General features: G+C 53.7%; 17 protein-coding genes and 1 tRNA gene. 9 read left to right on the forward strand and 9 right to left on the reverse strand.

The genetic code is table 11. The features are described from left to right. Nucleotide 1: 1 nt before the first annotated feature. Nucleotides 2-4,597 carry a glutamate synthase large subunit gene (gene gltB / locus Q394_RS0109400; RefSeq protein ID WP_028489067.1) on the reverse strand — a complete coding sequence of 1,532 codons (4,596 nt, stop codon included), beginning with the start codon at nt 4,595-4,597 and terminating at the stop codon, nt 2-4. 157 nt (nt 4,598-4,754) lie between these two features. Here gltB and dnaG point away from each other — a divergent pair, with 157 nt between their 5' ends. From dnaG to Q394_RS19735, 8 genes are all read left to right on the forward strand, one after another. Beyond that, nucleotides 4,755-6,518 (forward strand): DNA primase, encoded by a 1,764-nt coding sequence (gene dnaG / locus Q394_RS0109405; protein ID WP_028489068.1) that lies wholly within the window; start codon nt 4,755-4,757, stop codon nt 6,516-6,518. Between the two features lie 71 nt (nt 6,519-6,589). Continuing rightward, nucleotides 6,590-8,452 carry an RNA polymerase sigma factor RpoD gene (rpoD, locus tag Q394_RS0109410; RefSeq protein WP_028489069.1) on the forward strand — a complete coding sequence of 621 codons (1,863 nt, stop codon included), beginning with the start codon at nt 6,590-6,592 and terminating at the stop codon, nt 8,450-8,452. 14 nt (nt 8,453-8,466) lie between these two features. Then, nucleotides 8,467-8,543, forward strand: a tRNA-Ile gene (locus Q394_RS0109415). 179 nt (nt 8,544-8,722) lie between these two features. After that, nucleotides 8,723-9,343 carry a TetR/AcrR family transcriptional regulator gene (locus tag Q394_RS0109420; protein ID WP_028489070.1) on the forward strand — a complete coding sequence of 207 codons (621 nt, stop codon included), beginning with the start codon at nt 8,723-8,725 and terminating at the stop codon, nt 9,341-9,343. Then, nucleotides 9,340-10,503, forward strand: coding sequence for an efflux RND transporter periplasmic adaptor subunit (locus tag Q394_RS0109425; RefSeq protein ID WP_028489071.1), 1,164 nt, complete (start codon nt 9,340-9,342; stop codon nt 10,501-10,503). The genes Q394_RS0109420 and Q394_RS0109425 overlap by 4 nt, the downstream gene beginning before the upstream one ends. A 20-nt stretch (nt 10,504-10,523) precedes the next feature. Next, nucleotides 10,524-11,717: an ABC transporter permease gene (locus Q394_RS0109430; RefSeq protein WP_028489072.1), complete on the forward strand. Its 1,194-nt coding sequence runs from the start codon at nt 10,524-10,526 to the stop codon at nt 11,715-11,717. 2 nt (nt 11,718-11,719) lie between these two features. After that, nucleotides 11,720-12,433 (forward strand): ABC transporter ATP-binding protein, encoded by a 714-nt coding sequence (locus Q394_RS0109435; protein ID WP_028489073.1) that lies wholly within the window; start codon nt 11,720-11,722, stop codon nt 12,431-12,433. Between the two features lie 91 nt (nt 12,434-12,524). Next, complete coding sequence (locus Q394_RS19735) at nt 12,525-12,791, forward strand: group I truncated hemoglobin (protein WP_051543219.1); 267 nt, start codon at nt 12,525-12,527, stop codon at nt 12,789-12,791. A gap of 118 nt (nt 12,792-12,909) precedes the next feature. Here Q394_RS19735 and Q394_RS19740 read toward each other — a convergent pair whose 3' ends face one another. Genes Q394_RS19740 through Q394_RS0109480 form a run of 8 tightly spaced genes read right to left on the reverse strand, consistent with a single transcriptional unit; the run spans nt 12,910 to nt 23,568 of the window. Further along, the gene (locus Q394_RS19740; protein ID WP_051543222.1) at nt 12,910-13,668 is read right to left on the reverse strand and encodes a peptidylprolyl isomerase; all 759 of its coding nucleotides are present in this window, start codon (nt 13,666-13,668) and stop codon (nt 12,910-12,912) included. 10 nt (nt 13,669-13,678) lie between these two features. Beyond that, the gene (gene narI / locus Q394_RS0109450; protein ID WP_028489074.1) at nt 13,679-14,356 is read right to left on the reverse strand and encodes a respiratory nitrate reductase subunit gamma; all 678 of its coding nucleotides are present in this window, start codon (nt 14,354-14,356) and stop codon (nt 13,679-13,681) included. Nucleotide 14,357: 1 nt separating this feature from the next. Next, on the reverse strand, nt 14,358-15,041 hold the full coding sequence (gene narJ, locus Q394_RS19745; protein ID WP_156946802.1) for a nitrate reductase molybdenum cofactor assembly chaperone: 684 nt from the start codon (nt 15,039-15,041) through the stop codon (nt 14,358-14,360). Continuing rightward, entirely contained in the window at nt 15,038-16,591 is a 1,554-nt protein-coding gene (narH, locus tag Q394_RS0109460; RefSeq protein WP_028489075.1) for a nitrate reductase subunit beta, read from the reverse strand. Before narH ends, narJ begins: the two co-directional genes overlap by 4 nt. Continuing rightward, nucleotides 16,588-20,340, reverse strand: coding sequence for a nitrate reductase subunit alpha (locus Q394_RS0109465; protein ID WP_028489076.1), 3,753 nt, complete (start codon nt 20,338-20,340; stop codon nt 16,588-16,590). Before Q394_RS0109465 ends, narH begins: the two co-directional genes overlap by 4 nt. A gap of 5 nt (nt 20,341-20,345) precedes the next feature. Beyond that, a complete protein-coding gene (locus Q394_RS0109470; protein ID WP_210222672.1) occupies nt 20,346-20,645 on the reverse strand; it encodes a TusE/DsrC/DsvC family sulfur relay protein in 300 nt (99 codons plus the stop codon). Between the two features lie 22 nt (nt 20,646-20,667). After that, nucleotides 20,668-22,275 (reverse strand): MFS transporter, encoded by a 1,608-nt coding sequence (locus Q394_RS0109475; protein WP_028489078.1) that lies wholly within the window; start codon nt 22,273-22,275, stop codon nt 20,668-20,670. Between the two features lie 15 nt (nt 22,276-22,290). Continuing rightward, complete coding sequence (locus tag Q394_RS0109480; protein ID WP_028489079.1) at nt 22,291-23,568, reverse strand: MFS transporter; 1,278 nt, start codon at nt 23,566-23,568, stop codon at nt 22,291-22,293. 311 nt (nt 23,569-23,879) lie between these two features. Between Q394_RS0109480 and Q394_RS19750 the strand changes: the two genes are divergently transcribed. Continuing rightward, entirely contained in the window at nt 23,880-24,917 is a 1,038-nt protein-coding gene (locus Q394_RS19750; RefSeq protein WP_038141077.1) for a tellurite resistance/C4-dicarboxylate transporter family protein, read from the forward strand. Nucleotides 24,918-24,949 lie beyond the last annotated feature (32 nt).

A 24,949-nucleotide genomic window follows, 5' to 3' on the forward strand; every position in this document is an offset into this window, starting at 1 on the left:
CTTAGTTGCCGCTGACGCGCGACGCATCACTATTGTTTGCTGTAAAGGCTGCCATCAGCGCTTCTTCACCGGAAAGCCCCTGTTCCTCGAAGGAACGGATCGCTTCCAGCATCCGTTGGTAGTCATTGGGCATGACGCGCACGAAACTGCCCGCCAGCTTGTCCCAATCGGCCAGAATCATGCTGGCGCGAGTACTGCCGGTATGCAGCAAATGCTTTTCGATCATGGCTTTGACTTCTGCCATTTCTGCCGCATCGCTCAACGGGCTGTAGGCGACCATTTCGGTATTGCCGCTGATCGCGAGGATGCCTGTCGGGTCGTAAACGTAAGCCACGCCGCCGGACATGCCCGCGCCGAAGTTACGCCCAACCTTGCCGAGCACGACCACGCGCCCGCCGGTCATGTATTCGCAGCCGTGGTCGCCAGTGCCTTCGACAACGACGCGCACACCGGAGTTACGCACACAGAAACGTTCGCCCGCGACACCACGGATATAGGCTTCACCGTCACTCGCCCCGAAGAACGCGACGTTACCGATCAGGATATTATCCTCAGCGGCGAATTGCGCATCTTTACGTGGGTAAACGATGATCTTACCACCCGACAAACCTTTGCCGATGTAGTCGTTGGAATCACCTTCCAGCTCCAGTGTCATGCCTTTAGGGACAAATCCACCGAAACTTTGACCCGCCGAACCGTTGAATTTCAGGCGGATGGTGTCTTCCGGCAAGCCTGCTGCGCCGTATTTGCGGGTAACTTCCGAGCCAGTAATCGTGCCTGCTACGCGGTCAATGTTCTTGATCGCAAATTCGGCGGTAACAGGTGTACCGTTGTCGATGGCAGGCTGGCAAGCCTTGAGGATATGTTGCTCATCCAGTGAGTTAGCAATGCCGTGATCCTGTTCGCGGGTGCAGAATACGCCGTCGCACTCTTCCAATTTAGGTGTGAACAGGATTTTGCTCATGTCGACCATGCTGGCTTTCCAGTGGCCTTGTGCCGGATCCTGACGCAATTTGTCGACACGACCTACCATTTCATCAATGGTACGGAAGCCGAGTTTCGCCATGTATTCACGCAACTCTTCGGCAATGAACATCAGCAGATTGACCACGTATTGTGGGTCGCCAGCGTATTTCTTGCGCAGTTCCGGGTTCTGGGTGGCAATGCCTACCGGGCAGGTGTCCAGATGGCAAACGCGCATCATGACACAACCCAGCGCGACCAGTGGCAGTGTTGCGAAACCGTATTCTTCCGCACCCAGCAAGGCAGCAATGGCTACGTCACGGCCAGTCATCAGCTTGCCATCGGTTTCCAGACGCACGCGGCTACGCAGGTTGTTGAGCAACAAGGTTTGGTGTGTTTCTGCCAGACCCAGTTCCCACGGTAAACCGGCGTGTTGTACGCTGGTTTTCGGGGAAGCGCCCGTGCCGCCGTCATAACCCGAAATCAGGATGACATCAGCCTTGCCCTTGGCAACCCCGGCAGCAATCGTGCCGACGCCGACTTCGGAAACCAGTTTGACGTTGATCCGCGCCCGTTTGTTGGCGTTTTTCAGGTCATGGATGAGCTGTGACAAGTCTTCGATTGAGTAAATGTCATGGTGCGGCGGTGGTGAAATCAGGCCAACGCCCGGTGTTGTGCCACGCACTCGTGCTACCCAAGGGTAAACTTTTTTGCCCGGTAACTGACCGCCTTCCCCCGGTTTTGCGCCTTGTGCCAGTTTGATCTGGATTTCTTGCGCATTGTTCAGGTAATAACTGGTCACGCCGAAACGCCCAGAAGCGACTTGTTTGATAGCACTGTTGCGGGAATCGCCGTTAGCATCCGGGGTAAAACGTGCCGGATCTTCGCCACCTTCGCCAGAGTTGGAACGTCCGCCTAAGCGGTTCATGGCGATGGCCAATGCCTCGTGTGCTTCTTGACTGATCGAGCCGAACGACATTGCGCCAGACTTGAAGCGTTTGACGATAGCGTTGGCGGGTTCGACTTCACTTAACGGAATGGCTTGGTCAGCGTAGTTGAAGTCGAGCAGGTTACGCAGGTTGAACTTAACCTCAGCATCTTCGTGCATCAGCTTGCTGTACTCTTTATACAGCTTGTAGTCACCCATCCGCACGGCCTTTTGCAAGGTGTAAATGGTGGATGGGTTGTACTGGTGCTCTTCTTCTTCATTGCGCCATTGGAACACGTTGCCCGCTTTTAATGAGCGTTGTTCAGCATCGTGGTGGTCATACGCCATTTGGTGACGGATAAGCGTTTCCTTAGCAATGACACCGAGATCTATGCCGCCGATACGGGAAGCTGTCGCGGTGAAATACTTATCAATGACAGTGCTATTAATGCCGAGCGCTTCAAAGATTTGCGCACCACGGTAAGATTGAATGGTGGAAATGCCGATTTTCGACATAACCTTGACCACGCCTTTGGTAACAGCCTTGATGTATTTCTGTACTGCGTAATCGTACTTGAGGTTGGGTAACAGACCTTCACGGCCTAAGTCATCCAGTGATTCAAACGCCAGATACGGGTTGATGGCTTGTGCACCGTAACCCAACAAGACCGCAAAGTGATGTACTTCACGCGGTTCGCCGGATTCGAGGATCAAGCTGACACGAGTACGTTTGCCATCACGTATCAGGTGATGGTGTAAGCCCGCAACTGCCAGTAATGATGGAATCGGTGCATTGTCAGAATCCGCCAGCCGGTCGGACAGCACGATCAGGTTTGCACCATTGTCGATTTCATGATCGGCCATTGCAAACAAGTGTTCCATTGCCGCATTCAGTCCCGCTTCGCCATCGGCAGCACGGAACGTAATCGGCAGGGTGATGCACTTGAAGCCTTCGCGCTGAATATGGGTCAGCTTGTCCAGTTCAGCATTGCCCAGAATCGGGGTTTGCAGTTGGATTTGTTGGCAACTGGCCGCTGTCGGTGCGGTAACATCGCCCTCAGAACCCAAGGTGGTGTAAGACGAGGTGACGATTTCTTCACGGATTGAGTCAATCGGCGGGTTGGTGACTTGCGCGAACAACTGCTTGAAATAGTTGAACAGCGGTTGTGCCTGATTCGATAGCACTGCAATCGGTGAGTCGATACCCATTGCACCCAGCGGATCAATGCCGGTCAGTGCCATTGGCACGAGCACTTTACGCACGTCTTCATAGGTGTAGCCGAACATTTTCTGGCGTTGTACCAGCGTTTCGTGTTCTGGCAAGGCTCTGTGGGGTGCTTCTGGGAGATCGCTGAGTTCAATCAGGTTGCTGGCCAGCCAATCTTGATATGGCTTAGCGGCTGCCATTTCCAGCTTGATTTCTTCGTCAGCGATGATGCGTCCTTGGGCGGTATCCACCAGCAACATGCGTCCTGGTTGCAGGCGTTGCTTGGACACGATGGTACTTTGGTCAAGGTCATCTAACACGCCAACTTCGGAGGCCAAGATGATCATGTCATCGTTGGTTACATAATAGCGTGAAGGCCGTAAGCCGTTACGGTCAAGCGTTGCGCCGACAATCGTGCCATCGGTGAAGCCCATCGCCGCAGGACCATCCCACGGCTCCATCAGGCAGCTATGGTATTGGTAGAAGGCTTTCTTTTCAGGACTCATGCTTTCATGGTTTGACCACGGTTCGGGAACCATCATCATCATGGCATGGGGCAGGGAGTAGCCTGATAGGTACATGAATTCCAGCGTGTTATCAAACATCGCTGAGTCACTGCCGTTGGGATTGATAACAGGGAAGATATTGTCGAGGCCGGTGTTAAAGACTTCGGTTTTGATGACACCTTGACGTGCGTTCATCCAGTTGACATTGCCACGCATGGTGTTGATTTCACCATTGTGGATCAAGTAACGGTTGGGATGCGCACGTTCCCAGCTGGGGAAGGTGTTGGTGGAAAACCGCGAGTGAACCATCGCAATAGCAGTTTCCATGCGCGGGTTGGATAAGTCACGGTAGAACTGCCCAACCTGTTCGGTGGTGAGCATTCCTTTGTAGACCAGCGTGCGTGAAGACAGGCTGGGGAAATAAATATGGCCGGTGACATCCTGGTTGCTAATCAGGTTTTCGGTACGCTTGCGGATGACATATAGTTTGCGTTCGAACTCAATGCCTGTAGCAATGTCATCAGCTTTGGCGATAAATGCCATACGGATGAAGGGCATGGCCTTCAGTGCAGTTTTACCAATCGGCGTTGGATTCGTCGGTACATCACGCCAGCCTAGCAGGGTTTGGCCTTCTTCTTCGACAATGCGAGCGAAGAGAGTGGCAACGTCTGCGCGTGCATCGGCATCCTGTGGCAGGAAAACCATGCCAGCAGCGTAGTGGCCGGGTTCTGGCAACTTGATGTTGAGTGATTTGCACTCGGCTGCAAGAAAGGTGTGTGGAAGCTGAATTAAAATGCCAGCGCCATCGCCAGTATTTTCTTCGCAGCCACAAGCGCCTCGGTGTTCCATGTGGGTCAGTACTTTTAACGCCTGTTGGACAATTTGATGCGACTTAACACCTTTCAGGTGAGCCACAAAGCCCATGCCACATGCATCGTGTTCAAAGTCAGGGTCGTAAAGCCCTTGCGATGGGGGAAGTTCAGTGTATCTCATCGTAATCTCAGGCGATAAAAGGGTGAGTATTATGGACTAAAATGTCCGTTTAGAGCTAGACACATTAGCGCGTTTTTGCTGATATGAACAGAAGGCTTCATCATGAAATGGCGTATACTACCTTGCCAGGATAACAGAACACTAGCATTCCTACTTTATGAGTACAGCAGGCCGCATCCCTCGAGAGTTTATTGACCAGCTTCTTGCCCGTGTCGACATCATTGATGTCGTGGGTTCGCGCGTTCCGCTGAAAAAGGCAGGGCGCGAGTACATGGCTTGTTGTCCTTTCCATAATGAAAAAACTCCTTCGTTTACGGTCAGTCCGACGAAACAGTTCTACCATTGTTTTGGCTGTGGGGTACACGGTTCTGCTATTTCTTTTTTGATGGAGTACGAACATTTAGAGTATCCAGAGGCAATTGAGGCATTAGCTCGCACTATTGGAGTACCCGTGCCCCGTGAAGGTGCAGAAGATGCACCAAAACGTAAACGTAAAGATCCCAATCTGTATACTTTGCTGGAGGATGCTGCTGTCTGGTTCCAGTCACAATTGAAACAAAACCCTGATGCCATTGGGTATTTACAGCAGCGTGGTTTGAGTGGAAAGATTTCTGCCCGTTTTGGTTTGGGCTACGCCCCAGCCAACAGTAATCTGGGGCGTGAACTGCGCCAGTACGGTGAAGATAAGCTGGTAGCGAGTGGCATGTCTATTCGCAATGATGCCGGGCGGGTGTATGACCGTTTTCGTGAACGCATTATGTTTCCTATCCGTGACCGGCGTGGGCGGGTTATCGGGTTTGGTGGGCGGATTATTGGTGAGGGTACGCCCAAATATTTGAATTCCCCCGAAACGGATGTATTCCACAAAGGCGCTGAACTTTACGGCTTGTTTGAGGCGCGTAACGATACCCGCAAGCTAGAGCGTTTGCTGGTGGTGGAAGGTTATATGGATGTGATCGCCCTAGCGCAGTATGGCATCACTTACGCGGTGGCAACGTTAGGGACTGCGACGACACCTGAGCATATTCGCCAGTTGTTACGTTTGGTGCCAGAAGTGGTGTTCTGTTTCGATGGGGACAGGGCAGGGCGCGATGCCGCTTGGCGTGCGTTGGAAAATGCGTTGCCAGAATTACGTGATGACAAGGAAATTCGCTTTCTGTTTCTGCCTCAGGGCGAAGATCCAGATACACAAGTGCGCAGTATTGGGAAAGAGGCTTTTGAGGGGCAAGTAGCCACTGCTCTGACTTTGAGCGGCTATTTATTGGCTGGTTTGAAAGAGCGTTTCAATATCAGCACCAAAGAGGGTAAGGCGCGTCTGCTAAATGATGGCTTGAAATTACTTAGTACGATGCCGGTTATTTTGTTCCGGGAGCAAATTCTTGGAGAATTGTCTACACTCACTGACACGCCCTTGGAAGTGGTACAGCGTCATCTGAAAAAAAATTCAGCGGACGGTATAATCTCGACCTATAATCAAGCGCGACAGGGTGATCAGGATGTACGCCGTACACCAATACGTCATGCCATTGCGCTGTTGTTACACAATCCGATATTGGTAGAAGTGGCTGATAGTGCTGAGCAAATTCTCGGTTATGATTTGCCGGGTACGGGTTTACTGGCCGCTATCATTGAAAATATCGAGGAGAATCCCCATATACATCTGGCAGGTTTGCTGGAGCGATTTCGCCAGACAGAACATGAGGGTGTTGTGCGGCGTTTATCCAACTGGCGACCTGAAACGGATGATGAAGCTGTGATACGGCTTGAGTTTGCCGACTGTCTGCAACAAATCAGACGGCAGTCTCGCCAAAAACAGTTAGAGATACTATTACACCGTGGTCAAACTCAAGTGTTGACTGAGCAAGAGCGTAGTGATTTGGCTTATCTACTGCTCCAGGACTATAAAAGTCCGGGGGCATGATAACCCACCGTGGTTGCATTTTATAAAAATGTGATATACTTACCGACCTTTTTTCCAGAGAGTTTTAGGGCATGAGTCAAGAAGAGCAGCAGCAGTCAAGCTTGAAAGAGTTAATTGCCAAAGGTAAGGAGCAGGGCTACCTCACCTATGCTGAGGTCAACGACCATCTGCCAGATACTATCGTTGACCCCGAGCAGATTGAAGATATCGTTGCGATGATCAACGATATGGGCATTACGGTGTTTGAACATGCCCCGGATGCGGATTCCTTATTGCTGAATGATGATGCACCTCAAGCAGATGATGAAGCTGCTGAAGAAGCCGCAGCAGCATTGGCGAATGTTGACGGTGATTTCGGGCGTACCACTGACCCCGTGCGTATGTACATGCGTGAAATGGGTACAGTGGAATTGCTGACCCGTGAGGGTGAAATTCAAATCGCTATTCGTATTGAAGAAGGTTTGAACGAAATTTTGCGAGCATTGGCTCAATACCCCGCATCGACTGAACTGTTGCTGGATAAAGCTGCGCTCATTGACTCGGAAGAGATGCGTCTAACTGACATCATCAACGGTTTCGTTAATCCAGATGAAGACTTGAGTGCTTTCCCGGTCGCGGTTGTGGAAGACACGACTCCGTTGGAAGAAGAGGATGAGAACGAGGTCGAAGAGGAAGACGATGACGTTGACGATCCGATTGATACAGGACCAGATCCTGAAGAAGCTCGGATCAAGTTCGCCGAATTGCGTGAACTGTATGAAGCATCGAAAGCCGCGAGCTTGGGTAATGATTCATTAGCTTACACCGCTACCCGTGATGCCGTCGCGACCAAATTCATGGAATTCCGTCTGGCTCAGCCGATCATTGAGCAGTTGACCGTACAACTGAATGAAATCGTTGACCGTATTCGCCAGAACGAACGTCACATTATGAAGTTGTGCGTGCAAAAAGGCGGCATGGCGCGTCAGGATTTCATCGACAGTTTCCCGAACAGTTCCACCGATCTGGAATGGTTGAGTAATTACTGTTCTACCAAGCGTGGGGATAACAGCCGTTTGCTGACATTCTTGCCAAAAACGCAGGAAGCCCAAAAAGAATTGCTGGATATTGAGCGCGAATGCAACTTGTCTATCTCGCAAATCAAAGACATCAACCGCAGCATGTCAGTCGGCGAAGCCAAAGCCCGCCGTGCCAAAAAAGAGATGGTCGAAGCCAACTTGCGTTTGGTTATCTCCATTGCGAAGAAATACACTAACCGTGGCCTGCAATTCCTCGACCTGATTCAGGAAGGCAATATTGGCCTGATGAAAGCGGTCGACAAGTTTGAATATCGTCGTGGTTATAAATTCTCGACTTACGCGACCTGGTGGATTCGTCAGGCGATTACCCGTTCGATTGCGGATCAGGCACGTACCATCCGTATTCCGGTGCACATGATCGAAACCATCAACAAGCTCAACCGCATTTCGCGCAAGCTGTTGCAGGAAAAAGGCCGTGAGGCGACCCCAGAAGAATTGGCCGAAGCGATGGATATGCCGGAAGACAAAATCCGCAAAGTCCTGAAAATCGCTAAGGAACCGATTTCGATGGAAACCCCGATTGGTGACGATGAAGATTCGCATCTGGGTGATTTTATCGAAGACGGTAATATTCTGTCGCCGATTGAATCTGCTACCACGTCTAGCTTGTCGGAAATCACCCGTGAAGTGCTTTCCAGCCTGACGTCGCGTGAAGCCAAAGTTCTGCGGATGCGTTTCGGTATCGACATGAATACCGACCATACGCTGGAAGAAGTAGGCAAGCAGTTCGACGTAACCCGTGAGCGTATCCGTCAAATTGAAGCGAAAGCCTTGCGCAAGTTGCGTCATCCGAGCCGTTCGGATATGCTACGCAGCTTCCTTGAATACGAACCGGGCGTCTTGCCGACGAACTAACCGTAACGTTTTCCGGGCCTATAGCTCAGTTGGTTAGAGCAGGGGACTCATAATCCCTTGGTCCTAGGTTCGAGTCCTAGTGGGCCCACCAAATATCCATTAAAACATCAAAGGCTTACAGCAATGTGAGCCTTTTTTGTGTCTGGCTTTCTTGAAATGAATCATGAAAAAAGTCCGCTCGTGGTGGGCTTTTGAGGCTTGTATTACGTATTGGCTCGTCGTACTATATTAGTAATTGCTTACTAACATAAACCAATGGAATATCCTGCTATGAAAGCTGCCACCGTTTCTCTACGCCAATCCACTGAAGCTCGCCAAGCCGAAATGGTGCAAGCGGTGTTGGCGCTGGCGGCACGCCAAGAGCCAGCCAGCATCACCACCACTCACATTGCCCATGAAGTCGGTTTGAGCCAAGGCGCAGTCTTCCGCCACTTCCCCAACAAACAGGCGATTTGGCTGAATGTGGCGGAATGGCTGGAAGCAACCTTATTACCGTTGGTTCAAACCGCCGCCAAATCTTCGTCTGACCCGCTGGAAAACCTCAGCAATATCTTCCGCGCCCATTTGCAATTTGTGCAGGAAAATCCCGGCGTGCCGCGTTTTATTTTCCACGAATTGCAGCAACCCGCCGACTCCCCGGTCAAGCAGCAAGTGGCGGGGATGCTGCAAGTTTACAGCGGTATCCTGATCCGGGTACTGCAACAAGCCAAAGCGCAGGGGCTGGTATTACCGACACTGGATGAACGCAGCGCTGCCACGTTGTTTATCGGTTCGATTCAGGGATTAGTGATGCAGGCGATGCTGATCGGCTCTTGCGCAGCGATCCAGCCGCTGATCCCCGGTGTCTGGAACTTGTATTGTCGTGCTATCCGCGAGGAGCCAAACGCATGAAAAGCCCGCTACTCAAAAAGATTATATTACCGCTGATTGTTTTGGTCATTCTGGGGGGCTTTGGCTGGGTTGTGACCCAACAAGGGCCGATGGCTCCGACGCAAGTGACCGTTGCCCCTGTGACCCGTCAAGCGATTGCTGCCAGTGTCTTCGGCATTGGCACGGTCGAAGCGCGTTACAGCTACCGCATCGGCCCCACGACTGCCGGGCGCGTCAAGCAAGTGTTGGTCGATGTCGGCGACAGCGTAAAAGCCGGACAAACGCTGGCGATTATGGAGGGTGTTGACCTTGATGCCCGCATTCAGGCCGCCGGTTTGGCCGCCGAACGTGCCACCGCCAGCATTGCCAGTGCCACCGCGCAAACCAAGGAAGCCGCCGCCCGCCTGAGTCTTGCCCAGCGTGAAGCTCAACGCCAGCGCGAACTCGCTGCCAAAGCCTTGGTCAGCCAAAGCAGCAGCGATACCCGCCAGCAAGACCTTGCGGTTACGACGGCCGCTGTCGAAGCCAGCAAAGCCGCGCTTGAGGTTGCCAATAAGGAACAGCAACGCCTGCAAGCCGAACAGCAAGTCTTACGCCAACAACAAGCCAACCTCGTACTAACCGCCCCGGTGGCGGGCATGATCACCACCCGTGATGCCGAAGCAGGCACAACGCTGGTGGCAGGCCAGCCTGTCCTCACCCTTGCCGACCCGCAAAGCTACTGGGTAAAAGCCCGCATTGACCAAAGCCAAGCGCTCGGTTTGCAAGCAGGGCAGGCCGCCAGCATTACCCTACGTTCCGCCCCACAGCAAGCACTCGCAGGCAAGCTGACGCGGATCGAACCCGTCAGCGACAGCATCACCGAAGAACGCATTGTCGGCATTGCTTTCACCCCGGTTCCAGCGGCTTTATCGTCCGGCGAACTGGCAGAAGTCACCCTGCAAACCGGGCAAAAGTCTGATGCACTGGTCATCCCCAATGCCGCCCTCCAGCAACATGACGGGCAAACCGGGGTGTGGAAACTCAATGGCGACAACACCTTGCAGTTCACCCCCGTGCAAACCGGCATCCAGTCACTCGATGGTCAGGTGGAAATTCTCGGCGGCTTACAGGCGGATGAAAACATCGTGGTGTACACCAGCAAAACCCTCAGCGCTACCAGCAAAATCAAGGTGGTGTAGCAACTGGCAGGGGTCAAGCCATGATCAGCCTCGCCGCCCGCGATATTGCGCATTCGTGGTCAAAATACGTGTTCACCGGGGTTGGCTTGGGTTTGCTGATCGGCGTCACCTTGTCGATGGCGGGCATTTATCGCGGCATGGTGGATGATGCACAAGTGTTATTGCGCAACAGCCATGCCGATGTGTGGGTAGTTCAAAAAGACACCCAAGGCCCCTATGCCGAATCCTCCAGCCTACCCGATGATATATACCGGGGTGTGCTGGGAATGCCCGGCGTGGAACAGGCCGCCAACGTCACCTATTTCACCATGCAAGTGCAGCACCAGGGCAAAGACACTCGTGTGATGGTGGTCGGCTTTGAACCGGGGCAACCGGGTGCGCCACCTTCACTGGTAGCCGGTCGCCACGTAACCCGTTCCCATTACGAAGCGGTGGCTGACGTGAAAGCGGGTTTTAAGCTGGGCGAAAAAATCCGCATCCGCCGCAACGATTACACCATTGTCGGCTTGAGCCAGCGCACCGTATCGACGGGGGGCGACCCGATGGTGTTCATCCCGCTGGCTGATGCACAGGCGGCACAATTCCAGAAAGATAACGATGCGATTGTCAGCGGGCGCGAACGTACCGCTGCGAACCCCGCTTTCAACCGCCCCAGCGTGCCGGGCTTGCTGGAAGCAGTGCAAGCCAGCCAGATCACCAGCCACAACGTCAATGCGGTACTGGTGCGGGTACGCCCCGGCTGGGATGCGGCGCAAGTGGCTGCCGACATCCAGCGCTGGAAACACTTGCAAGCCTACACCTACGCCAACATGGAGGAGATTGCTGTCCAAAAGCTGATTGCTACCTCCGCCAAACAGATTGGTTTATTTCTGGTCATTCTCACCCTTGTCAGTACCGCGATTGTGTCCTTCATCATCTACACCATGACGCTGGGGAAAATCCGTGAAATTGCCGTCCTCAAGCTGATCGGTACGCGCAATAGCACGATTGCGTGGATGATTTTGCAGGAATCCATCGGGCTAGGGTTGGTTGGATTCATTATCGGCAAGACCGTGGCGACCTTGTGGGCACCTGTCTTCCCCAAGTATGTATTGTTGCTGCCGCTGGATGCGGTGCTGGGGCTGTTGGTGATTGTGCTGGTGTGTACGCTGGCCAGCGTGATGGCAATCCGTGCGGCTTTGAAAGTAGACCCCGCCGAAGCGATAGGAGGCTGATCATGAGCGATACCCGTTCTAACGATATCCCGGCGATTGAACTGCGCGGCCTGTGCAAGCGTTACGGCAGCGGCGACACCGCAGTGGATGCGCTCAAAGGCGTGGACATGCGCATTGCCCCCGGCGAAGTGGTCGGTCTGGTCGGCCCCAGCGGTTCAGGCAAAAGCACCTTGCTGAAAAGTTTGGGCGCAGTGATTGACCCGACGGCGGGGCAGATGTTTCTGGGCGGGGAAGCCATCTTCGATGGGGTATGGAAGGTCAACGATTTACGCACCTTGCGCCGTGACCGGATTGGCTTTGTATTCCAAGCCCCGTACCTGATCCCGTTTCTGGACGTGACCGACAATGTGGCGCTGTTGCCGATGCTAGCGGGCAAATCTAATCGCGAAGCCCGCCGCCGGGCGCTGGAATTGCTGGAAGCCCTGGACATGGGGCATCGTGCCAAAGCCAACCCGTCGCAGCTTTCCGGCGGTGAACAGCAGCGCGTGTCGATTGCGCGTGCTTTGGCGAATAACCCGCCGATTATTCTTGCCGACGAACCCACCGCACCGCTGGACAGCGAACGTGCCTTGGGGGTAATGGGTATTCTTAACGCGATGGCGCAACAGCACCAGACCGCTATTATCGTGGTGACACACGACGAAAAAATCATCCCCCTGTTCAAGCGGATTTACCACATCCGCGACGGCAAGACATATGAAGAAAGCGTAGGATAAATACCTTATCAATTTGATCAACTTCAATGCCGTGCACTATCCGTTAGTTTAAGATGCACATTCCATTTTTTTGTAACAAGAAAAGCCCCAGATGAGAGACGTATTCAAACGCATTGGTGGCAAAGCCGCTGTTGACGCGGCGGTAGACCGTTTTTACGTTTACATGTTGGAAGATGACCGTGTAAAACACTTCTTCGCCAATATCAATATGGAAAAACAGCGCCAGCACCAGAAGGATTTCATCGGCTTCGCCTTGGGTGCAGAAGGTGGCTATGCGGGTAAAGACATGCGTGCCGCCCACCAGGCCGAGGCTGGTGCCATTGTGGAAAGTACCCGTACCGACGTGCTCTGCCGTTGAGTCCAGCCTGCCCATTGCCATCACCCCGTAACGCCCGTTAAAACGGGCGGTATTGCTACCGCCCACAACCCCTGGTCAGTGGCTTACTTCCGACCAGTTTCGGAGGGTCTTGAAAACGTTACTGCATCAGTGGTGAACCCGCCGCATTAAAGGCAATCCCTTCTACGCCAATCTCGGCACCCAACACTTGCAGGTACTGGCTTAATGCCCGCCGGGTAACTTGCTCATGCAAATACTGGCGGATACGGGTCGCAACGTGCTGATACTCCAATGGCTCACCTTCGACGCGCTGGTCTACCCGAACCAGATGAAAACCAAAGCGGGTTTCCACCGGGTTCGCGCACAGCCCTACCGGGAGCAGCCACACTTGCCGTTCAAATTCTGCCACGGTTTGCCCTTTGGATAACTGCCCCAGACTGCCGCCTTGCCCGGAAGAGGGGCAGGCAGAATATTGCTGCGCCAGTGCGGCAAAACTGCCAGGGTCAGCTTGCAATTGCCGTAACAATTGCGCTGCCAGAATGCGCTGCTGGTCACGTTGCGGCATATCATCCGGTGCAGCGGGCAGCAGGATATGGCTGACCGCCAGCAATACGGGCGTATGGAAACGCGCCCGGTTGCTATGGAAGTAATGTTGGCATTGCTCTTCTGTCGGCTCAGGAACAATCAGCTCCTGTTCCAACAGCAAGGCAGTGCGTTCTTCTTCCGTTGCAGCGGTAATGCCCCGTTCGGTGGCGCGTTGTTCCAGCAAGGTTTTGATGACCAAGCTAGTGGCGGCCGCCTGCCACGCTGCTTCCATCTGCTCGGCGGGGTGGTATTGCAACTCACGGGCAATCGCTTCCGCTGTTACTTCGTGCTTACCCACTTGAATGTTTTCCATGATGAACTCCTTAGCCGCGCTGACGCACGATCTGGTATTGACGGCTCACGTATTGCACCGGCACGCTCCAGATGTGCACCAGACGGGTGAACGGGAACAGCAGGAAGATGGTCAGGCCGAGGAAAATATGCAGCTTGAAAATAAAGCCGACAGTCGCCAGATGTTCCGCCGCGCCACCTTTGAAGAACACGATGGATTGCGCCCATTCTGCCAACAGCAACATATTGCTGCCATCCAGATGCCCCAGTGTCGGGATGATGGTCAACAGACCCAAGGTAACTTGCACCAGCAAGATACCAATCACGGCCAGATCCATTGTCGAACCGGTAGCACGTACCCGTGCGTCATTCTTGCGGCGCATGAACAGCAGGAATGCACCATACCAACAAGCAGCCCCGGCAATACCACCGACCAGAATCGCCAGTACCTGTTTCGTACCCGGTGACATGAACGGTTCATACAGCCAATGCGGGGTCAGCAAGCCGACCAAATGCCCGAAAAAGATCACCAAAATGCCCACATGGAACAAATTGCTCGCCAGTTGCATCCCGTTCTTGCGCAACATCTGGCTGGAACCTGCCCGCCACGTATATTGCGCTTGGTCGTAACGCAACCAGCTACCGATCAGAAACACCGCACCCGCGACATAGGGGTACAGCCCAAAGAAAAGTGAATCAAAGTATGACATATCAGTTCTCCCGAAAATGCAGCGTATGGGTTTGGCTGGTGGATTGGGTAGGTCGGCAAGAAGCCCCTTTGTCTTCCACAAAGTTGACCATTTCTTCTTCCCAGACCTTATCCATCGCAGCGGCAGTATCGTCACGCGGTTCAGCAGCGGCTTTCTCGCGTAACACGACCATATCCGGCTGGATATTGATCATCGCCAACAGCGCATCAAACAGCAGGTGGTAAGCACTTTCGCGTTCCTGCAAACGTGCCGACAATAGCGCGAGGATGGGGTGAACATCCCCCAAGCCTTGCGCGGCCTCGTCTTCCTCGCGGGTCGACAGGTATTCGAGGAACAGCGGAATGTAATCCGGCAATTCCTTGGCGCTCAGCTCCAGCCCCGCATCACGGTATTGCTGGAGCAGATCCACCATGGCCTGCCCCCGCGCCCGTGATTCACCGTGGACGTGTTCAAACAACAGCAGGGAAAGGGTGCGTCCCCGGTCAAACAGGGCAACGTAGTCTTCCTGACTATCCATCAACTCAGCGGTACACAGTTGCTGCACAAAGTTTGTCAGCGAACCACGCAGCGCTGCCGGGAAACGGGTTTCCTCACGGATCACGTCGATCAGGGCGCTACGGGCTTCCACTAGCTCCGCGCTGGGGTAATCCAGCAAGCGGGCGATAACGGCAAGACTCTTGATCATGATTGACCCTCCTGTTTCACGAACTCGATCTTTTTCACCATAGTCACGGTTTGCTTGCGCCCACCGAACAGGTTGGTCTCATTCGTGCCAGTGCTGTTGCCACAACCGTCCCCAAAGCTGAAACCACAACCCCCTTTTTCCGGGAAGGCTTCACGCGCCAATTCGCGGTGGCTGGTCGGAATTACATAGCGGTCTTCGTAATTGGCAATGGCGAGGTAACGGTACATTTCCTTGGCTTGCGCTTCCGTCAGGCCGACTTGCTCCAAGGCGCGGATGTCGTGAATACCTTCCACGGTTTCCGCGCGCTTGTATTGGCGCATCGCCATCAGGCGTTTGAGTGCCAGTTTGACCGGCTCTTCATCGCCTGCCGTCAGCAAGTTGGCGAGGTAACGTACCGGAATCCGCAAGCTGTCCACGTCCGGCAATACGCCGTCGTAGCCGATCTTGCCTGCATCCGCCGCCGATTGGATTGGGGAAAGCGGTGGCACGTACCACACCATGGGCAAGGTACGGTATTCCGGGTGCAACGGCAGCGCCAGTTTCCAATCCATCGCCAGTTTGTAGACCGGTGATTCTTGCGCGGCTTTCAGCACATTGTCGGGGATACCGTCTTGCTTCGCCTGTTCAATCACTTTCGGGTCAAACGGGTCGAGGAAAACGTCCAACTGCTTTTGGTACAAATCCTTTTCGTTCGGGGTGCTGGCGGCGGCTTCAATCTGATCCGCGTCATACAGCAAGACGCCAAGGTAACGGATACGCCCGACACAGGTTTCGGAGCACACGGTCGGCATCCCGGATTCGATGCGTGGGTAGCAGAAAATGCACTTCTCGGATTTACCAGACTTCCAGTTGTAGTAAATCTTTTTGTAAGGGCAGCCGCTGACGCACATGCGCCAGCCTCGGCATTTGTCTTGGTCAATCAATACAATGCCGTCTTCGTCACGCTTGTAAATCGCCCCACTGGGGCAAGACGCGACACACGCCGGATTCAAGCAATGCTCACACAAACGCGGCAGGGTAAACATGAAGGTGTTTTCAAATTCACCGTAAATGTCCGCCTGAATCTGGTCGAAGTTTTTATCCTTACGGCGTTTGGAAAATTCCGTGCCGAGGATTTCTTCCCAGTTGGGCCCCCACTCGATCTTGTCCATGCGCTGCCCGGAAATCAGCGAGCGCGGGCGGGCGACCGGCTGATGTTTGCTATCCGGTGCGTTGTGCAGGTGTTGGTAATCGAAATCGAACGGCTCGTAATAATCGTCAATTTCCGGCAAATCCGGGTTGGCAAAGATATTCGCCAGTACCCGGAAACGCCCGCCAATGCGTGGCTCAATCTTGCCATCCGCACGGCGTAACCAGCCGCCTTTCCACTTTTCCTGATTTTCCCACTCTTTGGGATAACCGACACCGGGTTTGGTTTCGACGTTATTGAACCACGCGTATTCCATGCCTTCGCGTGACGTCCACACGTTTTTGCAGGTAATGGAACAGGTGTGGCAGCCGATGCATTTGTCTAAATTCAGCACCATGCCGACTTGGGAACGTATTTTCATTTGACTGCCTCCTGAATGGTGTCATTGCCTTCGCCGTCCAGCCAATCGACGTTGGTCATCTTGCGCACAATGACGAATTCATCGCGGTTAGAACCGACCGTGCCGTAGTAGTTGAAGCCGTAAGCCTGTTGCGCATAGCCGCCAATCATGTGGGTTGGTTTTGGGCAAACACGGGTGACGGAGTTGTGGATGCCGCCGCGTGTGCCGGTAATGGCAGAACCCGGTACGTTCACAATGCGTTCTTGCGCGTGGTACATCATCACCATGCCCGGCATGACGCGCTGGCTGACGACTGCCCGTGCTGCAATCGCGCCATTGGCGTTGAACAGGTCGATCCAGTCGTTGTCTTCAATGCCCAGTGTTTTGGCATCGTCTTCACTCATCCACACAATGGGGCCGCCGCGTGACAGGGTAAGCATCAGCAGGTTGTCGGTGTAAGTGGAATGGATGCCCCATTTTTGGTGCGGGGTAATCCAGTTCAGTGCCAGTTCCGGGTTGCCGTTGGACTTCTGGTTGAGCATTGGCTTGATGGTTTTGGTGTTGATCGGCGGGCGATACACCAACAGGCTTTCACCGAAATCACGCATCCAGTCATGGTCGAGGTAGAACTGTTGCCGCCCGGTCAAGGTACGCCACGGAATCAGCTCGTGAACGTTGGTGTAACCGGCGTTGTATGACACATGCTCGTCTTCCAAGCCCGACCACGTAGGGCTGGAAATGATCTTGCGCGGTTGCGCCACGATGTCACGGAAGCGGATTTTCTCGTCTTCCTTGGGCAGTGCCAGATGGGTATGGTCGATGCCGGTGATTTTCGACAAGGCTGCCCAGGCTTTCACGGCGACTTGCCCATTGGTTTCAGGCGCAAGGGTGAGGATCATCTCTGCCGCATCAATCGCGGTATTCAGGCAAGGGCGGCCTTCGCTGGTTCCACTGGTTTGCTGATGGTTGAGCTTGCCGAGCAAGTCAATTTCAGATTCAGTATTCCAACTGATGCCCTTGTTGGCATTGCCGAGCTTTTCCATCAAGGGGCCAATGGAGGTGAAGCGGGCGTAGGTTTCGGGGTAATTGCGTTCCACCGCAATCAGGCTTGGAGCGGTTTTGCCGGGAATCAGTTCGCAATCGCCGTTTTTCCAGTCCTTCACGCCCATCGCTTGCCCCAGTTCGGCGGGGGCGTCGTGTAACAGCGGAAGTGTTACCACGTCGGTTTCGACACCGAGGTGCCCAACGCAGACCCGTGAGTATTCCTTGGCAATGCCTTTGTAGATTTCCCAGTCGCTACGCGCTTCCCATGCGGGGTCTACGGCGGCGGTCAGCGGGTGGATGAAGGGGTGCATGTCGGAAGTATTCAGGTCGTCCTTTTCATACCATGTCGCGGTAGGCAGTACGATGTCGGAATACAAACAGGTGGTGGACATACGGAAGTCGAGCGTCACCAGCAAGTCGAGCTTGCCTTCCTGCATTTCTTCGCGCCATTTCACTTCCTGCGGTTTTGCGCCGCCCATTTCGCCAAGGTCTTTGCCTTGCACGCCGTGCTTGGTTCCCAGTAAATATTTGAGTAGGTATTCATGCCCCTTGCCGGAGGAACCCAGCAAGTTGGAACGCCACACAAACAGGTTGCGCGGGAAGTTTTGCGGGGAATCCGGGTCTTCTGCCGCAAAGGCAATTTTGCCGGATTTGAGGCTGGCTACGGTGTAATCCGCCGGGGACATGCCTGCATCCTTGGCGGCCTTGGCAATGCGTAGCGGGTTGGTGTTGAGCTGCGGTGCTGAAGGCAACCAACCCATGCGTTCTGCCCGCACGTTGTAGTCGATCAGGCTGCCGGGGTATTTGGCCGGGTCGGCTAGCGGCGAGAGAATTTCCTTGATTTCCAGCTTCTCGTAACGCCACTGGTTGGAGTGGTTGTAGAAGAAGGATGTACCGTTCATTTGACGCGGTGGGCGGCTCCAGTCCAGACCGAAGGCCAAAGGCAACCAGCCCGGTTGCGGACGCAGCTTTTCCTGCCCGACGTAATGCGCCCAGCCACCACCGGATTGCCCGACGCAGCCACACATGGCGAGCATATTGATCAGGCCACGGTAGTTCATGTCCATGTGATACCAGTGGTTCATGCCCGCGCCGACGATGATCATCGACTTACCCTTGGTTTTGTCAGCAGTATCGGCAAATTCACGCGCAATGCGGATCACTTTGTCACGCGGTACGCCGGTAATCGCTTCCTGCCATGCCGGGGTATACGGTGCATTGGCATCGTCAAAGTCCTTGGCGCTGTCATCGTCGCCCAAGCCATTGCTGACGCCGTAGTTCGCCATGTTCAGGTCGTAAACGGAGACCAGCACGCCTTCGCTGCCGTCTGCCAGCGTCACTTTGCGGGCTGGCAATTTGTGCTTGAGGATGTCCTTCAGGGTATTGCCCTTGAAGTAGTCGCTTTGTACCCCACCGAAATACGGCAATGATACTTCCACAACTGCGTCATGGCGCTCTTTCAAGGACAGGGACAGCACGGTGTCTTCGTGGGTCTTGCCATCTTTTTGTTGCAGGTTCCACTGGCTGCTGCCATCCCAGCGGTAGCCGATGGAGCCGTTGGGGGAGATGATTTCGCCGCTGGCATCGTCAATGGCGACGGTTTTCCAGTCAGGATTTTTATCTTCACCCAAGCCTGCTACGAAGTCACTGGCACGCGCAAAGCGCCCGGCTTGGTAACTGCCATCGTCACGCGCTTCCAGTAAGACCAGATTCGGCCAGTCGGTGTAACGCCGCACGTAATCGGTGAAATACACGCTGGGCTTGTCACGGTGGAACTCGGTGAGGATAACGTGACCGAACGCCATGGCCAGCGCCGCATCCGTACCCTGTTTCGGGTTCAGCCATTGGTCGGCGTGTTTGGCAACTTCCGCATAGTCCGGGGTAATTGCGACGGTTTTCGTGCCTTTGTAACGTACTTCGGTGAAGAAATGCGCATCCGGGGTACGGGTTTGCGGAACGTTGGAACCCCACGCAATAATGTAGCTGCTGTTGTACCAGTCGGCAGATTCCGGTACGTCAGTTTGCTCGCCCCATACCATCGGCGAGGCAGGTGGCAAGTCGCAATACCAGTCGTAGAAGCTCAAGCACACGCCGCCAACCAGTGACAGGTAACGGCTACCGGCGGCATACGACACCATCGACATCGCCGGGATCGGTGAGAAACCGATTACGCGGTCAGGGCCGTATTGCTTGGCGGTGTAGACGTTGGCAGCAGCGATTAATTCATTCACCTCATCCCAGCTAGAGCGGATGAAACCACCCAAGCCCCGGCGGGTTTTGTATGCCTTTGCCATGTCCGGGTTTTCAACGATGAATGCCCATGCTTCGACCGGATCAGGGTTTTTGGCTTTGACTTCACGCCACATTTGCAGCAATTGCTTGCGCATCAGCGGGTATTTGAGGCGGTTGGCACTGTACATGTACCACGAAAAACTCGCCCCACGCGGGCAGCCACGCGGCTCATGGTTCGGCAGGTCAGGGCGGGTGCGTGGGTAATCGGTCTGTTGGGTTTCCCACGTGACTAGCCCGTTTTTCACGTAAATTTTCCAGCTACACGAGCCGGTGCAGTTCACGCCGTGGGTGGAACGTACTACTTTGTCGTGCTGCCAGCGTTGGCGGTAGCCGTCTTCCCAGGCACGACTTTCGTCAGTGCTTGCGCCATGCCCATTGGAAAATGGGGTGGTGCTGCGTTTAAAGAAATTCAGTCTGTCAATAAAGTGGCTCATGGCAATCAATGCTCCCCTTTGGTTCTACGGATTCCCGCCAAGCGATTACCCTGCTTTTGTGGGCCGCCTTTGGGGAAAATTTCATGCAAGTAATGGTTGGTGGCGAACTCTTCGCCCCAGGCTTTTTTGAAATGCTTGAGCATGTCACGCACCGGGGCTTCCACGAAACTTTCGCTCCACTCATCCATGTTCTGGATGTAACCTTCCTGATCGGTGAGGACTTGCTTGCCATCCACATCCAACGCCACGGTATAAATCGCGTAAGGGTTGGTTTGCAGGTTGTCGTCGTATTGTTGAACAGCCATAACTTATCTCCTGTCAGGGTTCTTAAGGGTTCTTGATGTCGCTGCCACTACGCAGGTAGAACCACCAGTTCAGAATCAGGCACAGCGCGTAGAAAATCGCAAAGCCGTACATGGCGTTTTCCGGCGTACCCGCTTTCACTTGTGCACCAATCACGACCGGGGCAATGAACGCACCGTAAGCCGCGACAGCAGATGTCCAACCCAATACCGGCCCCGCTTGCAAACGGTCAAAGATCACCCCAACGGTGCGGAAGGTAGAGCCATTGCCCAAACCCGATGCCGCAAACAGCACCACGAACGTCCACAGGAATGGTTGGAAGAACACTTCAGGGGTAGCAGATTGGTAAGCCTGCATCATCAAGTAACCCGCATAAGCGGAAGCACCAACCATGACCACGGAAATGATTTGCGTCACAATCGAGCCGCCCACCTTGTCAGAAATCCAGCCACCGACCGGGCGAATCAACGCGCCGACGAAGGGGCCAATCCATGCATAGGTCAGGGCTGAAGGGCCATTCGGGTTTTTCGCATGTACCCACAGTTGGGTAGCTGTATCAAACACGTGGGTATTGCCAAAAATGACCTTGATAGCCAGGGGCAGCGCCATGGAGAAGCCAATGAAAGAGCCGAAGGTCAGTACATACAGCACGGTCATTGACCACGTGTGCTTGTTGCTGAAAATCGCGAATTGCTTGTTGATGCCGACTTTCATTTCACCAAAGGCGGTTACTTTCATGATCATCAACATCGCCACAATGATCAGGGGCAAGGCTATCCACATGTTCAGCACGCCCAAGCCGGTAGGTGCTGGCAGGTACAGGTACAAACCAACTGCCGTAACGAAGAATGCCAAGCCATACAGCCACAGGATTTTGACGAAAGCAGCCAACGTGCCGCCAATGCTAGGGGAAATCGGCAACAGGTTATTCATGCCAAAGAAGCCGAGGAAAGCCAGCGGAACCAAGAACACCAGCCAGATAAAGCCCGCGTTTTGAATCCATGTTTCCGTACCTGCCAGAATCTTGCCGAGAATCCAGCCAGAGTCTTTGATCAGCGGCATGGAATCGCCACCCAATGCACCAAACACGCCCATGGTCATGGCCAATGGGATCAGCACTTGCATGGTGGTCACACCGAAGTTACCCAAACCAGCATTCAAGCCGAGTGCAGTACCCTGCAAGCGTTTAGGGAAGAAGGTGCTGATATTGGACATGGAACAAGCGAAGTTACCGCCACCAATCCCGGACAACAGTGCCAGAATCTGGAAGGTCAGCAGTGGGGTTTCCTTGCTTTGCAGCGCAATCCCGGTGCCAATCGCCGGAATCATCAACAGTGCGGTGGTCAGGAAGATGGTGTTACGTCCGCCTGCCAGCCGGATGAAGAAAGAGGCTGGAATCCGCAAGGTTGCACCTGCTAACCCGGCAATGGCTGTCAGGGTGAACAATTCATCATCCTTGAACGGGAAGCCAAGGTTGGACATTTGTACCGTGATAATTCCCCACATTAGCCAGACGGCGAAACCCATCAACAGGCTGGGGATCGAAATCCACAAATTACGGTTGGCAATCTTCTTGCCGGTGCTTTCCCAGAACGTGGTGTCTTCCACGTCCCAGTTCTTGATGTCTGTCATAAAAAGTTCCTCGCATTAAACAGTTGTGGTGAGCGGTGAATCTGAATTTTGTGCACGTGTCAGTTCTTTCTCGGCATGGACAGGTCTGACTTCGGTGAAATACATCCACATCAGTGATACCCATACCACCCCGAACATCAGCATGAATGCGGAAGAGCGAATGCCAGTCAGGTCAACCAGTGCCCCGAACATGATTGGCATCAGGAAGCCACCCATGCCGCCCGCGAGGCCAACCACGCCGGAAACCACGCCGATATTGTCTGGGTAATCATCCGAGATGTACTTGAAGACCGAGGCTTTGCCGATGGCAAAGAAAACGCCCAGTGTGAACAGCAGGATGGTGAATACCGTGGGGGTCAGGCCAAAATGGAAAGTAGTCGGGCCACTAATGGTCTGGATGGTGATGTCACTCTGTGGGTAAGACAGGAAGAACAGGCAAACCAGCGAAACCCACAACACCCACCAAGTCATGGTATGTGCGCCGAATTTGTCAGAGAAGTAACCACCAACCGCCCGCAACAGGCCACCGGGGATACTGAACGCAGCCGCAAGGAAGGCGGCAGTTTTCAGATCAAAGCCGTATTCGCTGACGTAATACTTGGTCATCCACAAGGCCAGCGCCACATAACCGCCGAACACGATCGAATAATATTGGCTGTAACGCCAAACTCTGGGGTCTTTGAGAGCCGCGAGCTGCTCCTTGACGCTGACGGATTTTCCAACCTTATGGCTGGTATCCGTGAAGGTGAAAAACCAGAACAGGATGGCCGTCACCAGCATCAGCACCGCGTAGACTTTTGGAACCATTGTCCAGCCATAGCCGACAACAATGATGGGAGCAAGCAGTTTAGTAATGGCCGCGCCGGTATTGCCTGCGCCGAAAATACCCATTGCCGTCCCTTGACGTTCCCTAGGGAACCAGCGGGCGCAATAGGCAATACCAACGGTGAACGAGCCGCCCGCAATCCCCACAAACAGACCGATCAAGAGGAACTGCCAGAATTGGGTTGCATACGAGATGAGCCAGATGGGAATGACGGTGCAGAGCATCAGGATAAAAAAGACCAGCCGCCCGCCGAACTTATCTGTCCACATACCGAGTGGCAGACGCGCTAATGAGCCAGTCAGGACGGGCGTCGCGATCAAAATGCCGAACTGGGTTTCGTTCAAACCCAAGGTTGCTTTAATGGGAATGCCGATCACGGCAAACATCATCCAGATCATGAAGCACACGGTAAATGCCAGTGTGCTCATGATGACGACCGACCATGCCTTGTATTGTTGCGTTGCCATAACTCACCTCGTGACGGAACCTTAAGTGGTTTCAAGTCGATTCTATGCCGATAAACGCCTGATTTCAGTGGGGGTAATGGCTGAAAAATGGGTTGAAATACCACTTTAGTGGTAGTGGTGTTATTCATTAACTTTATGTTAATAAAGGGTATTTTTTCGTTATTGATTTGCTACCCCAGTGAGGTGGTACAAAGGTGGTACACCTTCTTACCCGCTAATACGGGTGGGGGGTATGCCTATACATTCAGGTAAGCTGTGGGTGATGCGGGTTGCGTGCGACAATGCCGTTTTGGTTTTTTCGGGAAGTATTCATGCTGGATGATGCATCACGTGATCAATCCTTGCGTTGGCTGGAAGGCTTAGCACCGGGGTATTTTGCGCTGGTCATGGCGACGGGCATTCTGGCGATTGGCTTTCAGATGATTGGGCAGTTGTGGTTGTATGAGGCGATGTCGGTACTCACCGGGATTTTCTGGGTGGTATTATTGCTGTTAAGTGCGTGGCGGCTGCTGCGTTTTCCCCATGCGGTGAAAATCGATTTGCTGAATATCCGCCGGGTTTTTGCCTTTTTTACGTTGGTGGTGGCGACCAATATTGTGGGGATATTATTTCACCAGCATGGCTATCCACAGTTGGCGATGGCGTGTTGGGTGATGGCCTTTTTGTCATGGTCAGCCTTGTTGTACCTGAGTTTTAGTGTGCTGACTTTTTTGACGCATCCGCATACGGTGAATGTGGTGCATGGCGATTGGCTTTCCTCGATTACTGGTACGCAATCGCTGGTGTTGTTGGGGCTTATCATTGCCCCGGATCTGGGGGAATATGCTGATTACATGCTGGTTGAAGTGCATTTGTTGTGGATGCTGGGGCTAATTTTTTACGGTATTTTCATTACCTTGTTTTGCTACCGGATCTTTTTCAAGCGCTTCCAGCCGGAGGATACTTCACCGCTGTTGTGGGTCATTACCGGGGCAGCAGCGGTGGGGACAAATGCGGGGACAGGGTTGCTGAACGGCGATGTGCATTTGACCTTTTTGCTGGCGTTACACCCCTTTATTGATGGCATGGCCATGCTGATGTGGGCTTGGGCTACTTGGTGGATTCCCATGTTGATTATTTTTGGCATCTGGAAGCACTTTGTGCGGCGCTATCCCATAGCTTATGAGCCTGCCATGTGGAGCATGGTGTTCCCGCTGGGTATGTATGCCGTAGCGAGCTTCCGCTTGGGGCTGGCAGCCGAGTTTCCGCCACTGGGGTGGATTTCGTATCTGATGGTGTGGGTGGCCTTCGCGGTGTGGTGTTTGACGCTGTTGGGGTGGGGGTATTCGTGGTTTAAGCAATACCGTTGAGATAGTATGGGTATATCCACGCGAGGGAGTAT

It is taken from the genome of Thiothrix lacustris DSM 21227, from assembly GCF_000621325.1.
GTDB classification, from domain to species: Bacteria; Pseudomonadota; Gammaproteobacteria; order Thiotrichales; family Thiotrichaceae; genus Thiothrix; species Thiothrix lacustris.

Bases quoted from the DNA above. Each gene is read 5' to 3' on its own strand.
- Q394_RS0109480 (WP_028489079.1), bottom strand. From the start codon at position 23,568: ATGGCAACGCAACAATACAAGGCATGGTCGGTCGTCATCATGAGCACA.
- Q394_RS0109435 (WP_028489073.1), top strand. From the start codon at position 11,720: ATGAGCGATACCCGTTCTAACGATATCCCGGCGATTGAACTGCGCGGC.
- gltB (WP_028489067.1), bottom strand. From the start codon at position 4,597: ATGAGATACACTGAACTTCCCCCATCGCAAGGGCTTTACGACCCTGAC.
- Q394_RS0109475 (WP_028489078.1), bottom strand. From the start codon at position 22,275: ATGACAGACATCAAGAACTGGGACGTGGAAGACACCACGTTCTGGGAA.
- Q394_RS19735 (WP_051543219.1), top strand. From the start codon at position 12,525: ATGAGAGACGTATTCAAACGCATTGGTGGCAAAGCCGCTGTTGACGCG.
- rpoD (WP_028489069.1), top strand. From the start codon at position 6,590: ATGAGTCAAGAAGAGCAGCAGCAGTCAAGCTTGAAAGAGTTAATTGCC.
- Q394_RS0109465 (WP_028489076.1), bottom strand. From the start codon at position 20,340: ATGAGCCACTTTATTGACAGACTGAATTTCTTTAAACGCAGCACCACC.
- Q394_RS19750 (WP_038141077.1), top strand. From the start codon at position 23,880: ATGCTGGATGATGCATCACGTGATCAATCCTTGCGTTGGCTGGAAGGC.
- dnaG (WP_028489068.1), top strand. From the start codon at position 4,755: ATGAGTACAGCAGGCCGCATCCCTCGAGAGTTTATTGACCAGCTTCTT.
- narI (WP_028489074.1), bottom strand. From the start codon at position 14,356: ATGTCATACTTTGATTCACTTTTCTTTGGGCTGTACCCCTATGTCGCG.
- Q394_RS19740 (WP_051543222.1), bottom strand. From the start codon at position 13,668: ATGGAAAACATTCAAGTGGGTAAGCACGAAGTAACAGCGGAAGCGATT.
- Q394_RS0109420 (WP_028489070.1), top strand. From the start codon at position 8,723: ATGAAAGCTGCCACCGTTTCTCTACGCCAATCCACTGAAGCTCGCCAA.
- narJ (WP_156946802.1), bottom strand. From the start codon at position 15,041: ATGATCAAGAGTCTTGCCGTTATCGCCCGCTTGCTGGATTACCCCAGC.
- Q394_RS0109470 (WP_210222672.1), bottom strand. From the start codon at position 20,645: ATGGCTGTTCAACAATACGACGACAACCTGCAAACCAACCCTTACGCG.
- Q394_RS0109430 (WP_028489072.1), top strand. From the start codon at position 10,524: ATGATCAGCCTCGCCGCCCGCGATATTGCGCATTCGTGGTCAAAATAC.
- narH (WP_028489075.1), bottom strand. From the start codon at position 16,591: ATGAAAATACGTTCCCAAGTCGGCATGGTGCTGAATTTAGACAAATGC.
- Q394_RS0109425 (WP_028489071.1), top strand. From the start codon at position 9,340: ATGAAAAGCCCGCTACTCAAAAAGATTATATTACCGCTGATTGTTTTG.